10 protein-coding genes are annotated in these 16,896 nt (G+C 32.8%); 3 read left to right on the top strand and 7 right to left on the bottom strand.

Annotation, left to right across the window (positions count from 1 at the left end):
• Window positions 1-112 precede the first annotated feature (112 nt).
• Window positions 113-6,667 carry an alpha-2-macroglobulin family protein gene (locus CXF54_RS13205; RefSeq protein ID WP_101203877.1) on the top strand — a complete coding sequence of 2,185 codons (6,555 nt, stop codon included), beginning with the start codon at window positions 113-115 and terminating at the stop codon, window positions 6,665-6,667.
• Window positions 6,668-6,678: 11 nt separating this feature from the next.
• Here the strand turns inward: CXF54_RS13205 and CXF54_RS13210 are convergent, their stop codons facing one another.
• The 5 genes from CXF54_RS13210 to CXF54_RS13230 all read right to left on the bottom strand — a co-directional run bounded on the left by CXF54_RS13210 (window position 6,679) and on the right by CXF54_RS13230 (window position 12,047).
• Window positions 6,679-7,407: a LytR/AlgR family response regulator transcription factor gene (locus CXF54_RS13210; RefSeq protein WP_101203878.1), complete on the bottom strand. Its 729-nt coding sequence runs from the start codon at window positions 7,405-7,407 to the stop codon at window positions 6,679-6,681.
• Complete coding sequence (locus CXF54_RS13215) at window positions 7,404-8,468, bottom strand: sensor histidine kinase (protein WP_101203879.1); 1,065 nt, start codon at window positions 8,466-8,468, stop codon at window positions 7,404-7,406. Before CXF54_RS13215 ends, CXF54_RS13210 begins: the two co-directional genes overlap by 4 nt.
• The gene (locus tag CXF54_RS13220; RefSeq protein WP_101203880.1) at window positions 8,468-8,884 is read right to left on the bottom strand and encodes a hypothetical protein; all 417 of its coding nucleotides are present in this window, start codon (window positions 8,882-8,884) and stop codon (window positions 8,468-8,470) included. The genes CXF54_RS13215 and CXF54_RS13220 overlap by 1 nt, the downstream gene beginning before the upstream one ends.
• 52 nt (window positions 8,885-8,936) lie before the next feature.
• Complete coding sequence (locus CXF54_RS13225) at window positions 8,937-9,440, bottom strand: hypothetical protein (protein ID WP_101203881.1); 504 nt, start codon at window positions 9,438-9,440, stop codon at window positions 8,937-8,939.
• 327 nt (window positions 9,441-9,767) lie between these two features.
• Window positions 9,768-12,047: an alpha/beta hydrolase family protein gene (locus CXF54_RS13230; protein ID WP_101203882.1), complete on the bottom strand. Its 2,280-nt coding sequence runs from the start codon at window positions 12,045-12,047 to the stop codon at window positions 9,768-9,770.
• 165 nt (window positions 12,048-12,212) lie between these two features.
• On the opposite strand from CXF54_RS13230, the gene CXF54_RS13235 reads away from it, so the two are divergent.
• Window positions 12,213-13,319, top strand: a complete 1,107-nt coding sequence (locus CXF54_RS13235) for an alpha/beta hydrolase family protein (RefSeq protein WP_101203883.1) — start codon at window positions 12,213-12,215, stop codon at window positions 13,317-13,319.
• Window positions 13,320-13,432: 113 nt separating this feature from the next.
• Here the strand turns inward: CXF54_RS13235 and obgE are convergent, their stop codons facing one another.
• Together obgE and CXF54_RS13245 are read right to left on the bottom strand one after the other, a co-directional pair.
• Window positions 13,433-14,428 (bottom strand): GTPase ObgE, encoded by a 996-nt coding sequence (gene obgE / locus CXF54_RS13240; RefSeq protein ID WP_090837456.1) that lies wholly within the window; start codon window positions 14,426-14,428, stop codon window positions 13,433-13,435.
• Between the two features lie 77 nt (window positions 14,429-14,505).
• Entirely contained in the window at window positions 14,506-15,621 is a 1,116-nt protein-coding gene (locus CXF54_RS13245) for an adenylate kinase (protein WP_090837458.1), read from the bottom strand.
• A 120-nt stretch (window positions 15,622-15,741) separates the two neighbouring features.
• On the opposite strand from CXF54_RS13245, the gene CXF54_RS13250 reads away from it, so the two are divergent.
• Window positions 15,742-16,896 (top strand): 5-(carboxyamino)imidazole ribonucleotide synthase, encoded by a 1,155-nt coding sequence (locus tag CXF54_RS13250; RefSeq protein ID WP_101203884.1) that lies wholly within the window; start codon window positions 15,742-15,744, stop codon window positions 16,894-16,896.

A 16,896-nucleotide genomic window follows, 5' to 3' on the forward strand; every position in this document is an offset into this window, starting at 1 on the left:
AAATATTATTTAACTTTAAATCCGTGACACGTTACTCATTCAAACGTCCACTTTACGCATTTATGTTTTCAACAACTAAAAAACTAAAGTACTTTGCTTAAAAATTAATAAAATGAAGCACATATCCACTTTTTTAATGATTTTACTTTTTGCTACCTCGCACTCTCAAACCAACAACTATTCCAAACTTTGGAATCAAGTTGAGGCGCACGAGATTAATGGGCTACCTAAAACAGCGCTTGAAGCTCTTAAAGTCATAGAGACCAAAGCTATAGCAGAAAACAATACAGACCAACGTATTAAAGTTTTATTGTTTAAAAGTAAGTTTGCTTTATTATTAGAAGAGGATGCACAACTAAGTATTATTAATAGTTTTAAAGCAGAAATTGCTAAAAATCAAGCTCCAACAAAAAATGTATTAGAAAATATGTTGGCGACTTTATATTGGCAATATTTTAAACAAAACAGATATCAATTTTATAGACGTACCAAAACCGAAGTCAAGGCAGATGCTATAGATTTCCGTACTTGGGACTTAGAGACACTTTTTACTGAAATAAAAACACATTTTGATAACTCTTTACATAATGGTTTAATATTACAACAAACGGATATTAGTCAATTTGAAGCCATCATCACAAAAGAGAAAGATACCAAAATCTACAGACCAACATTATTCGATTTTTTAAGTCATAATGCTATTGAGTTTTACAAAACATCGGAAAACAGAATTACACAGCCAGCTTATAAATTTACGATAGACAATGCTTCTTACTTAAATGCTTCAGAAGCATTTTCTAAGATAAACATCACCTCTAAAGATTCCACTTCACTACAGTTACAAGCCTTAAAAGTATATCAGGATTTAATTAAATTTCACCTAAAAGACAAAACCCCATACGCTTTAACCGACGTTAATACGGAGCGTCTAGACTTTGTTTATTACCACAGTCCTTTTAACAATAAAGACGCGATTTATTTAAAGGCATTACAAGCTGAAGCTGAAAAACATAAAGGACATGAAGTTTCTGCCTTGTACAACTTTAAAATAGCGACGTATTACAACACGCAAGGTCATAGTTATAACAAAGACACTAATCCTGATGTAAGGTTTAAAATTAAAGATGCTTATGCTATTTGCAAGCAAGTTATTGCAGATTTCCCAGAAAGTAAAGGTGCTAGCTTGTGTAAAACGTTACAGTCGCAAATAGAGCAACCTAATCTTACTATTACTGCGGAGCAATTTGTACCTATCAAAACACATACGCGTTTTTTAATTAGATACACCAATGTGGCGCAATTAACCTTTAACGTCCACTTGATCTCAAAAAAACAACGTGATGCCTTTTCTAAATTATATAAAGAAGATGAAAAGAAAGCCTTTATAGACAAACTTAAAGTTGAAAAAACATGGACATCGACTTTAAAAAACGAAAACGATTATCAGCAACACACTACTGAAACCTTAGTGCCAAAACTAGATAATGGGCTGTACCTTATTGTAGGACAATCTACAGACTTAGATACCAACTTTTTTGCAACAGCGTTAACGCAAGTCACTAATATTGCAATAGTAAATTTTGAAGATCAAAACCAAGAATTTTATCAAGTTATTGATCGTAATAACGGACAACCTTTAGCTAATGTAACAGTAGCAATCGATTATATTTACCGTAATAAAATTTTAAGTACCACAACCAGCACTACAAGTTCTAAAGGGATAGTTACACTTAATAAAACCAACACCAATAAGCGTAATCAAATAGCCTTAACTATCAAATCGAAATCAGATACCGCCCATTTTGGCAATTACTACTTAAATAACTACTATAAAAATCGTGATAATAACGACACCAATTATCGTGCATTCATTTTTACAGATCGTAGTATTTACAGACCATCGCAAACCGTTTATTTTAAAGCCATCGCATTAAAAAACAAAGTCAATACCACTAATGTAATCGCTAATCAAAAACTAAACGTTATTCTGTATAATGTTAATGGCGAAAAAGTGAGTGATTTAGACCTTATAACTAATGACTTTGGATCCATTTCTGGGGAATTTATTTTACCCAACGATGGACTGACCGGTAATTATAGCATTCAGATTAACGACAATAAGATTTATGGAAACACTACTATTTCTGTTGAAGAATATAAGCGTCCTAAATTCGAAACCAACTTTAATCCAATTACAGAAACTATAAAAGTAAATGATAGTGTTACCGTAAAAGGTGAAGCTATAGCTTTTGCAGGAAGTAAAATCACGGATGCTAAAGTGGTATATCGTGTAGTCAGAAATGTACAATATCCTGCATGGTACAAATGGTATAGACCAAGTTACAATAGTGACGCGCAAGAAATAACACATGGCGAAACTATAACTGATGCAGAAGGTAATTACAATATTATTTTTAAAGCTATTCCAGATGAAAAAGTAGACAAATCAGGCTTACCTATTTTTAGTTATGAAGTTACAGCAGATGTCACAGATATTAACGGAGAAACTAGAAGCACCTCAACTATTGTAAAAGTAGGGTATCATGCTTTAACAGCAACTATTGGCATTACTCCTGTTATTGACAAATCTAAAAAGGATAATCAAATTACTATTACAACACAAAATCTAAATGGTCAATTTGTTGCTACAAAAGGGACTTTAAAAATCTATAAGCTACAAGCACCAAATACTGTATTGAGACCACGTCCATGGGTTGCTCCAGATTATGCTGGATTTACTGAAGACACTTTTAAGGACTACTTTCCGCATGATGCTTACACTAATGAAGACAATCCAGAACATTGGAAAAAAGGCGACTTAATATTAAGTGAAACCTTTGATACTGAAAAGTCTAAAACGCTAGATTTAAAAAATACTAAAAAATGGTTATCGGGAGCTTATATATTAGAGCTTGAAACCAAAGACAAGTTTGGACAAACGGTTAAAGACAAAGCTAAAACCATGTTGTTTTCAGATAAAGACAACACCTTAGCAGATCACCAATTAATTACAGTTACGACAGACAAAACAAGTTATGACATTGGCGATACCGTAACACTAACTTTAGCAACTGCTGCAAAAGATATTACTGTTACCGTAAGTGTAGAACGCGATTATCAAATCGAACAAAATTATGTCATCCAATTAAATCAAAACAAAAAGACGGTAACCATACCTGTAGACAAAAACGATTTAGGAGGTTTTGGGATCCATTATAGTTTAGCTGCTTTTAATAGTTATAAAGGAGGCAGTATGACTATTAATGTGCCCTATCCTAAAACAGAATTAGAGATTGAAACTTTAACATTTAGAGATAAGCTACAACCTGGAACTGATGAAACTTGGAGCTTTAAAATTAAAGGCACTAAAGGCGAAAAAATAGCCTCCGAGTTTTTAGCTAGTATGTACGATGCCTCTTTAGATCAATTTAAATCTCACAATTGGAACTACTCTAGCTTTACACCAAGAAGTTACTACGCATCATACCGACGTAATAATGGTAATAGCTTTGGAAGCACTTCGTTTAGAGTTAATAGACCGTATACTTATGACACCTTTGATAATTCAAAAAGCTTTGATCAATTTAATTGGTTTGGCTTTACTATTAATAATAACCGTTGGGTGTACAATCAGTATTTAAATAAACTTAGAATTGATCGCGTTGTAACGTCCTATGATAGTACAATTAAAAAAGGTTATGTCTCAGGAACAGTTATTGACGCAAACGGATTACCTCTCCCTAGTGCAACAATACAAGTAAAAGGAACGGATACAGGAACAAGTACTGACTTTGATGGAAAGTATATAATTAAAGTAAAAAAAGGAGATGTTTTAATTTTTAATTATGTCGGTTATTCAGTTATCGAAAAAACTGTTGGTTCTGATAATGTTATTAATATTAGTCTTAATCTAGATAATAACAGTTTAGATGAAGTAGTTGTCACTGCTTATGGCATAAAAAGAGAGAAAAGATCTCTAGGGTATGCTACTGCTCCTGCTGCTATGATGGAAGTCCAAGAATCTGAATTAATGGTGGACGTTGATTATGAAGAGTCAGATATTAGAATTAGAGGAAATGCTTCAGTGGACGCTTTATCAAATCCTTTATATGTGGTCGATGGTGTAATATTCAATGGAGAAGTCTCAGACTTAAATACAAATGACATATTAAGCATGTCTATTATAAAAGGAACAGAAGCAAGCGCTTTATACGGAAGTAAAGGCGCTAACGGAGTGGTAATAATAACCACAAAAAATGGAGAAAAAGAAGCGTTTTCTGACGTAAAAGCAAGAACCAACTTACAAGAAACTGCTTTTTTCTTTCCACAATTAGCCACAGATACAGAGGGGAATGTATCGTTTAATTTTACAACTCCTGAAGCTTTGACTAGATGGAATCTTAATTTGTTTGCACATGATAAGCAAGGTAATTATGCTAAAAAAACTTTGCAGACAGTCACACAAAAAGACTTGATGGTGCTACCAAATGCTCCACGTTTTTTACGTCAAGGGGATCAAATACAGATTAGCACAAAAATCTCTAATCTTAGTACAAAAGATTTAACGGGTACTGCAGTGCTTCAGTTGTTTGATGCATTGACCGGGAAATCTATAGATTCGGAATTAGCCAATACTATAAACCAGCAATCATTTTCCGCGAAAGCGAAAGGCAACACACAAGTCACATGGACGTTGTCTATTCCTGATAATGTAAGTGCTATACAATATAAAATATTAGCTAAATCAGGCAATTTTAGTGATGGTGAACAAAACGCTTTACCCGTTTTAACTAACCGCATGTTAGTAACAGAAACCTTACCAATGTGGATTAGAAGCAACGAGAGCAGAACCTTTACTTTAGATAAATTAAAGACTAACACCTCTACCACTTTAAAGCACCATAAACTAACCTTAGAAATGACTAGCAATCCTGCTTGGTATGCAGTACAAGCGTTACCATACTTAATGGAATATCCATATGAGTGTAACGAGCAAACGTTTAGCAGATTTTACGCTAATGCCTTAGCTAGTCATATTGTAAATAGCAATCCACGCATTAAAGAGGTGTTTAGCCAATGGAAAAACACTGATGCTTTATTGAGTAACCTTGAAAAAAACCAAGAATTAAAATCTATTTTAATTCAGGAAACACCTTGGTTACGTGATGCTCAGTCAGAAACGGAACAAAAAAAACGTATCGCATTATTATTCGATTTAAATAAAATGAATAGCGAATTAAAACGTGCCAAGAAAAAACTACGTAACAACCAAATGAGCAACGGTGGTTGGTCTTGGTTTGGAGATTACCGCGTTAACCGCTACATCACACAACACATTATTACAGGTTTTGGACATCTTAAAAAACTAAATGTGGTTAGTGATAAAGATGAAGACATTACTGACATGGTTGAAAATGCTTTAGATTATTTAGATGCTGCATTTGAAAAAGAATATAACGACTTAACAAAGTATACTAATGACGTGGATTATACCAAAGACCATTTAAGTTATACGCAGTTACATTATCTATACATGCGAAGCTTTTTTCCGGAATACAAGTTATCTAAAAAACAGCAAGACATACACCAATATTATTTATCTCAAATTAGAAATTACTGGCTAAAACGTCCTTTATATGCAAAAGGAATGATGGCACTAATTATGAATAGAAACGAGGATAAAACAACGTCTAATGCTATTTTAAAATCGGTAAAAGAAAACAGTATTACGTCTGACGAGTTAGGTATGTACTGGAAAGAAAACACCAATTCTTACTACTGGTATCAAGCGTCTATCGAAACACAAGCCTTAATGATTGAAGCTTTTGCCGAAATAGATTTAACAAGTACTGATGTCAAACTAAGTGCTATCGAAGCGCAAGCAGAGCAAACAAAAACTATTGACAATCTTAAGATCTGGTTACTTAAAAATAAACAAACCAACCGATGGAAAACAACTAAAGCAACCACAGATGCAGTGTATGCATTACTATTACAAGGTAATGATTGGTTAAGTGTTACCGATATGGTAGATGTGGTTTTAGGTGACGAAAAAATAACCCCTGCGACTTTAGAAGATGTTAAAGTAGAAGCTGGAACAGGTTACTACAAAACGTCTTGGACCAGAGCTGAAATCACACCAAAAATGGCAGATGTCAAGCTGACTAAAAAAGGAGATGGCATTGCTTGGGGAAGTTTATACTGGCAATATTTTGAGGATTTAGATAAAATAACCTCTGCTGAAACCCCTTTAAAACTGAAAAAGCAATTGTATTTAAAAACCAATACAGATACCGGTGAGGTTATTACTGCAATCACTAAAGACAGCAAACTAAAGGTTGGCGATTTAGTGAGGGTCCGTATAGAGCTAAGAAGTGATCGTGCTATGGAATTTGTACACATGAAAGATATGCGTGCTGCAGGTTTAGAGCCTATAAATGTATTAAGTAAATATAAGTATCAAGATGGTTTGGGATATTACGAAGCCACTAAGGATGCGTCAACAAATTTCTTTTTTGACTATTTACCAAAAGGTATTTATGTTTTTGAATATGATTTACGTGTTAACAACGCTGGTAATATGAGTAACGGTATTACAACTATACAAAGTATGTATGCACCAGAATTTAGCAGTCATAGTGAAGGTGCGCGCATTGAGGTGGAGTAATTAGTGCGCCATCAAAAACTTAACTGATCTTTAAATATATAGGACTGTCTTCTTGAGATTTCAATTTCTTCTCCAGAATTCAGTTCTATTTTTAATTTTCCATTAAACCAAGAGACTACTTTTTTAACGTGATTAATATTTATAATCTGTTGTCTATTGGCTCTAAAAAATATGTTTGAAGGCAGTTTCTCTTCTATCTGAGCAAGCGATTTATAAATTAATGGGGTGTTACCATCAAAAAAGACTCGGGTGTAATTACCAACAATTTCAAATAACGAGATATCCTGCACTTTTACCAACCAACATTTTTCGCCATCCTTGATAAAAATCTTTTTATCCAAACTCAAGCCTACTTCTTTGGTTTCTGTTTTTGGAGCGTCATGACTTTGTTCCAAGACTTTTGTTATTGTTGAAGAAAAGCGTTTTTGATTGATGGGTTTTAATAAATAATCAAACGCATTATACTCAAACGACTTAATAGCATATTCGTCAAAAGCGGTTGTAAAAATAGTAGTTGGTACTTCGTCTAGCATTTCTAAAAGCTCAAACCCGTCTTTTTCCGGCATATTAATATCTAAAAAAAGCAAGTCTGGATTAGTTTCATTTATAAGCTTAAACCCCTCGTCTACGTTTTCAGCTTCGCCAATAAGCTCAATTTCTTTATGTGCTTTTAAAAGTTCTTTTAACTCATTTCTAGCCAATCTAGAATCTTCAACAATAACTGCTTTTAATATTTTCATAGTAATGGCATTTTAATAGTGGCAACCACCTGGTTATCTATTTCGTTTAAAGAAAATGTTGCGCTTTTATCATACAGCAACTCCAAACGTCTTTTGATATTTTTCAAACCTAATTTGGTTGAGTCTTCATGGGTTTGTAATGTCCCAGAATTAGATACCTCAATTTGCAATTGGTTATCCTTTATAGTTGTAGATAAACATACTTGCCCTCCTTTTTTTAAATTTGAAATACCATGCTTAAGTGCATTTTCTACCAACATCTGAATAATCATTGGTGGGATTTGCTTATTTAAAGAAGCCTCGTCAATATTAGCTGTAAACTGCAAACGATCTTCAAACTGAATTTTAGAAATTTCGATATAATTTTCTACCATCTCTAGCTCGTCTTCTAACAAGATGGCATTTTCTTCACTTTTGGTTAATGAATACCTTAAGGTTTCAGACAAATTGGTTAGCATATTTCTTGCTCTATCAACATCTTCTAGCATCAATCCACGAATATTATTTAAGCTATTAAACATAAAATGTGGGTTAATTTGACCTTTTAAAGTATTAAGCTGAGACTCCTTTAAACTAGTCTCCAATTCCAAACGTTTCTCTCTTGTTCTATTAAGCTGCATTAACCCTTTGATAGCGACATAAAACACAGTCCAAACCATAAAGTAAATACCGTAATTTAAAAATAAAATAATATGATTTTTTAAACTTTGAGAAGCATGATTTAAAACATCTACCCGATCATACAAAAAAGTATAAGTCAACCTGATATAGATGGTGTACGAAAAGATTAAAAGTGCACTAGCTAAAAACAAAAGCCCCATAATTTTAAAACCATCGACTACTTTTAGCGCATCGAATTCTAAATATTTATTTATAAATTTTTTAAGCAAATGCGTTATTAAGATAGATAAAATTGCTAGTGCCAGAAAATCTAAGAGTAATTGCCAGATCTCTAATTTAAATTCGTTGCCTGAAATCCAATAAGAGAAAGCAGCAACTCCGCTTAATAAAGACCAGATTATGATTTGCAGTGACCAGTAGTAAATTGATTTAGTTTTCATTAATTTTCTATTAGATTACAGTTATCTACTATAAAACGCTGGTCTTGACCATTAGAATTTTTAACTATAAATTGAAAGTTATAATCTTCACATATACGCTCTTTAACTAAGAGACTAACAATATCAGATTTTAAATCAGATACAGAAGGATAATCACAGTTTGACAACATAAATACGAAAGCATTAGTATGTTTCTTCATTTTTTCTTGATCAACAAGCATTGATTCTTTGAATTGCAACTTTACACTTTCAATAGTTTCACACTTACATTGTTTATTAATCGTGTTTTCTATTCTAGCGGATGTGTAACCTTTTCCCATACCCAAAGTAAAGGTGCCCACAAAAAAGAGTCCCACTAAAAACAGAGCAAATACAGTGATTAAAAGAAATACGCGTTTAGAATTTATTTTCTTCATTAATAACAGGACTTATAAGATTAAGCAATCGTAATATATTACTATTCTAGTATTACTGAGGCTTATTTTTTAATGTAATTTCCAATAATTCAATATTACTATCTACTTTCTTAAAAGCTAAAAAACCTAAAAAAGAAACTAAAGCTAAACTAATTAAGCATACAGAAATCACAATAGTTATAGACTTATATCTTAACGCAAAAGGCACCAAGGTTATCATATAGAAAGCCATAACAGGCATTTCGTATTTTTCACGTTTTAATATGTATTGTTTAAACTTTAAGACACCACTATTTAAAGAGGTTTGTGTATATGATTTTTGTTTTATATTATTTGTTTGCAAATATTTAATGGTATAAATTATTTGTGCCAATGCTCCCAATAGCAATGGAATTGCCTGCTCTAAATTATTTCGAGATATAAAAGCAGCCCCTACTGAGAATACAGCTAAAATTATAGAAGATACTTCTGCCATTTTTGAGCCACTTAATAATGCTTTGAAATTTTTTAATTGGTCTTGAAAAAGGTCTGTTCTGTTTGTTTTTGATGTTGTCATGGTGTATTGGTATTAGGTTAATTATTAGTTTTAATTTAAAACGACGTCAATGATTAATTGAACGACTGCTTTTACTAGATTGATCATAACACTGTTGTTTTTGATTGATAATTACTACTCACTTTTTATTGATAGTATAAATATACAGCCACATTAGACATTTAAAAGTGATAATATGACGAGTGGTAAATAGATTATGCTAAGCGGAAACAAGAGGTTTTAAGTCATAAAAAAACCTTTTAAGATTACGCTTAAAAGGCTTTTTACTAACTAATTGATTGGTTGGTTTTGATTGGTTTTGATTGGTTTTGATTGGTTTTGGCTGGATTACTTTAAATGTTGTGCAAAAAAACCTAACATCGCTTTGTACAATGCCACTCTATTTTCTTCATGAGAAAAGCCATGTCCTTCATCATACTTTACCATATAAGGCACCTCTATATTTCTAGCTCTCATACTTTTTACAACTTGATCAGATTCGTCTATATTAACTCTTGGATCATTAGCACCTTGAATTACAAATAATGGTTTAGTAATTTTATCGACGTGTAAAGCAGGAGATACTTCTGTCATAATCTTTTGATCATTTTCATCCTCAGTATTATACCACTGCTCATTAAATTGTGGCATGTAAGGTTTCCAATATTCTGGAAAAGACTCAAAAAAGGTAAACAGATTACTAACACCTACATAATCTATCCCACAAGTATATAAATCTGGAGTTTTAACAAGGCTACCTAAAGTTGCCAGTCCGCCGTAACTTGCTCCATAAATAGCGGTTTTATTTCCATCAATAAAATCTAAGGTTTTAGCATAAGCTACTGCATCTTCTAAATCGTTAAGCATTTTTCTCCCAATTTGCTTATTTCCTTTTAAAAAGAATTCTTTTCCATAACCACCAGATCCTCTATAATTAACCTGTAAAGTAGCATACCCTCTACTTGCAAACAATTGCGTTTCTGGATTAAAACCCCAATAGTCTCTAACACCATAAGGTCCTCCGTGAGGATTTACAATTAATGGCACTCTTTGTCCCTCTTTAATATTATTTGGTATTGTGATGTAACCATAAACTTTTAAACCATCTCTAGATATAAAGTTAATAGGTCTCATTTCTGCCATATCTTCCTCATGCAGTTGTGGCATTAAATCCAATAGTTTTGTAAACGTATCACTTTTCACGTCATAAGTATAGTATGTTCCATAAAGCTTATCTGTCTGTATTATTACCAAATACTTATCCTCGTCTTCTGTTTTATCCACAATAGAGAACACTTTATCTCCAAACTCTTTTTTGAATTTTTTATCTAGCTTTTTGTAATAATCACTTACCGGTACAATGTGTGTTTTTTCTCCTGTATAAAAATAGTAATCCACTTCATACCCTCTTTTTTTAGAACGACTAACACCACCTACATCAAAAGTTGGATTACTATACACCTTTTCTATTATTTCTTTTTTTGCTAAATCGTATAAAACCAATTCGCTTGTGTTACTCTCTAAATTGGTTAATACAAAAGCATCATGCTTATAAGGTGTATTATAATTAAAAGCTACGATAGAAAAAGAATCTTTCCAATTAGTAGTTACCACTTCATTAAAAGGTTGATCAGCTTCTGTTCTGTAATTTAACACATACTCCACTCCATTTTGCTGTTTTGTATAGCCTCTTAAATTACCATCTTTATCAAATTCATAACCCGCAATAGGTGAAGTTGCGTCTTTATTTTCAAATAGTTTTTCCATATCTCCCGTTACAATATTGATTTTGTAAGGCTCAAATATTTGCTTATTATCTTTATTCATCATAATAATAACATGATCTGGCTGATCCTCTAAAAGGTTAGAGAAATTAACTTGCACATCATCAAACGGTGTTAATGCTTTTGGATTACTTCCATCAATATTAGCAGCAAACAGTTGATAGTTTTCGTTACCCCCATTATCTTTTACATAAACTAATCTATTATCATTAGCCCAACCATAACCTCTAATTAACTCCTCACCTTCTTCTATGGCAAGTGTTACCTTATCAGTTTTAGTATTTTTTACATACACATGGTTTTTCCCATTAGCGTCTTTCTCTCTGTATGAAAAGTAATTTCCTTTAGGCGAAAATTGAAAAGAGCTAGTTGCTGGATCTTCAAAATAATCTTCAGCAGAATATTTATATGTTCCATTATCAAAAGCAGACAACTTATCTAAAGCATCTTTAGAAGATGGCAAAGACACATCGCCTGGTTTGGTTTTTATGGTTTTTGTTAGATTTAAAGGAAACTCCATCCCGCCTTGATAAAATATTCCATTAATAGCTTCTTTATCTAAAACACCAACATATTTAATACCGCCTTGTGTAAAAGTGATGGTTAATTGGTTATCTTCAAAAATGGTTTTATCCATAGGAATCCCTGTTGCACCTTGCGAAGGACTATCCATTGTAGATGACAACACGCCACTATCGTTTTTTACATTAAATAATAAAGGGATATCTTGACCTTGCGCAGTCAATGTCCCTTTCCAAGATCCAGAAATATCTTGAGCAAATGTGCTAATGGATAGCAGTAAAGCTAAAATACTTAATACTAATTTTGTGTTTGGTTTTTTCATGATGGTTGCTTTTTATTATTAGTAGTTACCTTATTAGTAATCAATTACAGTAAATTGTTACATTTGTTTTTATAAAGATATATCCAGAATCTGCTTTTAAAATTGAAATTATGATGAGCGGTCAACTAATAATGATAAACGGAAATATCAAGTAAATCCATTAATATGAAGCCTTTAAAAAAAGTAATATCCTTATTAACGTTGTTTATTTACACGATATCTTTTGCACAAACCGAAAAGCCACAAACACCAAAAGGACCATTTGATTATATAATTGAAGACGTCACGTTTGTAAATAAAGACGCGGATAGTATAACGTTAGCTGGCACATTAACAAAACCAAAAAATATAAAACAACCGCCAGTTGTTATATTAATAAATGGTTCTGGCGCACATGATAGAGATTGTACCATGATGGCTCATAAATCGTTTTGGGTTATAGCGGACTACTTAACCAATCAAGGTATTGCTGTGCTACGCTTTGACGAACGTGGTACTGCTAAGTCCGAAGGTGATTTTAGTAAAGCAACCACTTTTGATTTAGCCAAGGATGTAGAAGCGGGTATAAACTACTTGAAATCTAGAACAGATATTGACGCTTCAAAAATTGGGTTAATAGGCCATAGTGAAGGTGGGCTAATAGCACCTATCGTTGCTTCTACAAATCCTAATGTTGCCTACATTATTATGCTTGCAGGACCTGGAGTTAATGGTCAAAAAATACTACAATCGCAAAGTAAAAAGATAGCAAAACTACAAGGAGCTACGGATGAAGGTATTGCTTTTAATAATCAATTAACCACTATTGCATACCAAGCTATGTTTTCTGAAACTGAGGTTGAAAAACAAAAAATAGCTATCGAAAATGCTTTAAAAGAATTTAAAGTCAAATTAGAAACTGAGGAGAGCCCTTTTAAAGTATATGTTAATGATTATACTATTAATCAATTAAAAACACAACTTTCTAATCCTTGGTTGCAAGCGTTTATAAAACTAGACCCTAAGCCTTATTTAGAGAAAACCAACTGTCCTATTCTTGTTTTAAACGGATCAAAAGATGTACAAGTGTTACCTGAAATTAACTTGCCTGAAATTGAAAAACATCTTAAAACTGCAAATAATAAGGATGTCACTATAAAACAATTAGAAGGATATAATCACTTATTTCAAACAGCTAAAACAGGGCTTTTAAATGAATATTTTACAAACGAAGAAACCTTCTCTCCTGTTGTTTTAAAAATAATGTCAGATTGGATTAATGCTAGATTTTAAAGTAATTATTAATATTGTATAATATAGATTCTGTATCGTAGCGCAGAATGACAAATTCTATAAACACAAAAAAAGCTTCCAATAGGAAGCTTTTTTATATAATAATTGAATACTTAGTTAAGCATTTTCCAAAGCGAATCTTTCAACTCAGTTAACCCTTGTTGTGCTACACTTGATATAAACTGATAAGGTATTGGTAATACTTTATCTAATTCTTCTTTCATTTCAGCTTTAAGCTCATCATCCAACATGTCTGACTTAGAGATAGCGATCATGCGATCCTTATCTAACATTTCCGGATTATAACGTCTTAATTCATCTAACAAAATCTCATACTGAGCATTAATATCTGGTGCATCTGCCGGTATTAAAAATAGTAAGATAGAGTTACGTTCTATATGACGTAAAAAGTAGTATCCTAATCCTTTTCCTTCTGCTGCTCCTTCAATAATCCCAGGGATATCTGCCATTACAAAGGTTTGAAAATCTCTGTATTTTACAATTCCTAAGTTAGGTTTTAGTGTCGTAAACTCATAATCAGCAATTTTTGGTTTTGCTGAAGTCACTACAGAAAGTAATGTAGATTTTCCTGCATTTGGAAAACCAACTAAACCAACATCTGCTAAAACTTTAAGTTCTAAGGTTATAAAACGTTCTTCTAACGGAATACCAGGTTGTGCGTAACGTGGTGTTTGATTAGTAGGTGTTTTAAAATTCCAGTTTCCTAGACCTCCTTTACCTCCTTGAGCCACAATACGCTCTTCTCCTTCTTCAGTAATTTCAAAAAGGATTTCGTCAGTTTCAGTATCTCTTACAACAGTACCTAATGGCACATCTGCGTACATATCTTGACCGTCTTCTCCAGAACTTCTACTTTTACTTCCATGCCCACCATGTCCTGCTCTAATATGCCTTTTAAATTTTAGATGCAATAGTGTCCAAAGGTTAGAGTTTCCTCTTAATATAACGTGTCCTCCACGTCCACCATCTCCTCCATCTGGTCCACCTTTTGTAATAAATTTTTCGCGATGTAAATGCACAGATCCTTTTCCTCCGTTACCAGAAGAGACGTGCATTTTTACGTAGTCTACAAAATTTCCCTCAGTCATAATTTAGTTAAAAAGTTAAAACGTTAACAGCTAAAAGTTTTCACTTATACTTATTAACTCAAACAAACATGTTTGTATTACAATTTGTCAATTACAGTGTTTAAGCGTTTAGTAATATCTTCAATACTACCAATACCATCTACTCCAAAATATTTATTTTGTGCTGCGTAGTAGTCTTTTAAAATTGCAGTTTCGTTATAATAAACTTTAATTCTATTTCTAATAATAGACTCGTCAGAGTCATCTTTTCTTCCACTAGTTTTCCCACGTTCTAATAAACGTTGTACTAATACCTCATCTTCAACTTCTAAAGCAACCATTGCGCTAACTTCAGAATCTTTAGCAGTCATGATTTTATCTAATGCTTTAGCCTGTGTTTCGTTTCTTGGAAAACCATCAAAAATAAACCCTTTAGCCCCAGCATTACGTTCTACCTCTGCTTCTAACATATCGATAGTAACTTGGTCTGGCACTAAATGTCCTTTATCCATGTAAGATTTAGCTAATGTTCCTAAAGCCGTCTGATTTTTGATATTATATCTAAAGACATCTCCTGTAGATATGTGTACTAAATCATACTTCTCTTTTAAAAAATTTGCTTGAGTTCCTTTTCCTGCACCTGGAGGTCCAAATAGCACTAAATTAGTCATGTGTTGTGTGGTTTTTAATTGATATACTGCTGGTAAGTCCCTTCCTAATCCATCATAGTCTAATCCGTAGCCTACAATAAATTTATTAGGTATTTCTATACCAACATAATGCAACTTAAAATCTTTTTTGTAAGCTTCTGGCTTATAAAATAAGGTTGCTATTAATAATTGTTTTACGTTTTCGTTTTCAAAAATGCGGTGTACTTCAACCAACGTGTTACCAGTATCTATAATATCCTCTAAAATAACTACGGTACGTCCGGTCAAATCTTGTGTTAAACCTATTAAGCGCTGAATATCTTCTGTAGATTTCACACCTTCATAAGACGCTAATTTAATAAATGTAACCTCACAAGGTTTTGGATATTTTTTCACAAAATCACTAACCAACATAAACGATCCGTTTAAAATCCCAATAAACACTGGTACTTCGTCTCCTAAATCGTTAGCCACTTGATTAGCCATTCTTGTTACCGCATCATCTAATTCTGTTTCAGAAATAAATGGCTTAAACTGTTTGTCGTGAAGCGTAATAGTTTGCATTTTATAAATTTAAAGCGCAAATATACGCATTTGTGACTGCTTTACAGATATTTGAATTCGATTTTTAGGCACTGTTTTGGTTTTAAAATGTATTTTTGTAGCTAACACGTTTTATCACTAATGAATTATTTTTCTTCAGACTTTAAATTAGGTATTTTAGGTGGTGGCCAATTAGGCAAAATGCTACTTTATAATACAAGAAAATTTGATATACAAACTTATGTTTTAGACCCAAGTAGTGAAGCGCCAAGTCGTATGGCTTGCAACGTTTTTGAACAAGGTGATTTAATGGATTTTGATACCGTTTATAAATTTGGTAAACAGGTGGATGTCTTAACTATCGAAATTGAGAATGTTAATGTTGCTGCTCTAGAAAAACTAGAAAACGAAGGAACAAAAGTATATCCATCATCAAAAACATTACGTCGTATCCAAAATAAAGCGACTCAAAAATTATTTTACCAAGATCATAATTTACCAACAGCACCATTTAGCAGATTTGCTTATGCGTCAGAAATTGAAGACGCTATTGATAATGGAGGCGTAACCTTACCATTTGTTTGGAAAGCAGCACAATTTGGTTATGATGGTAATGGTGTTAAGATAGTACGCTCTCTTGCGGATTTAAAAGATTTGCCTAAAGGCGAATGTATAGCAGAGCAATTAATACCTTTTAAAAACGAATTAGCAGTTATTGTATCAAGAAGCGCTACCGGAGAAACAAAAACCTACCCTGTGGTAGAGATGGAATTTCATCCAGAAGCTAATCAAGTAGAATATGTTATTTGTCCTGCAAGAATTAGTGAAGACGTCGCTAAAAAAGCACAAGAAGTTGCACTAAAAGCATCTCAAGCTTTTGACCATGTTGGTTTATTGGCAGTAGAGTTATTTCAAACAGAAGACGATAAAATATTAATTAACGAAGTTGCTCCAAGACCACATAATTCTGGGCACCAAACTATAGAGGCTAGTTACACCTCACAATTTGAACAGCACATACGTGCTATTTTAGGCTTACCACTTGGTAAGACTGATAATAAAGTTGCTAGTGTCATGGTTAATTTAGTTGGAGCAGAAGGTTATACAGGGCAAGTACATTATAAAAACATAGAGTCTATAATGGCTATGGATGGAGTTACACCGCATATTTATGGTAAAAAAGAAACACGTCCTTTTAGAAAAATGGGACATGTTACTATTGTGGATCAAGATTTAAGTACAGCACGTCAAATTGCTGAAGAAGTAAAAAAGAGTATTAAAGTAATAAGTTTATAA

The sequence above is a fragment of the Olleya sp. 1-3 genome (genome assembly GCF_002836085.1).
Taxonomy (GTDB): Bacteria; Bacteroidota; Bacteroidia; order Flavobacteriales; family Flavobacteriaceae; genus Olleya; species Olleya namhaensis.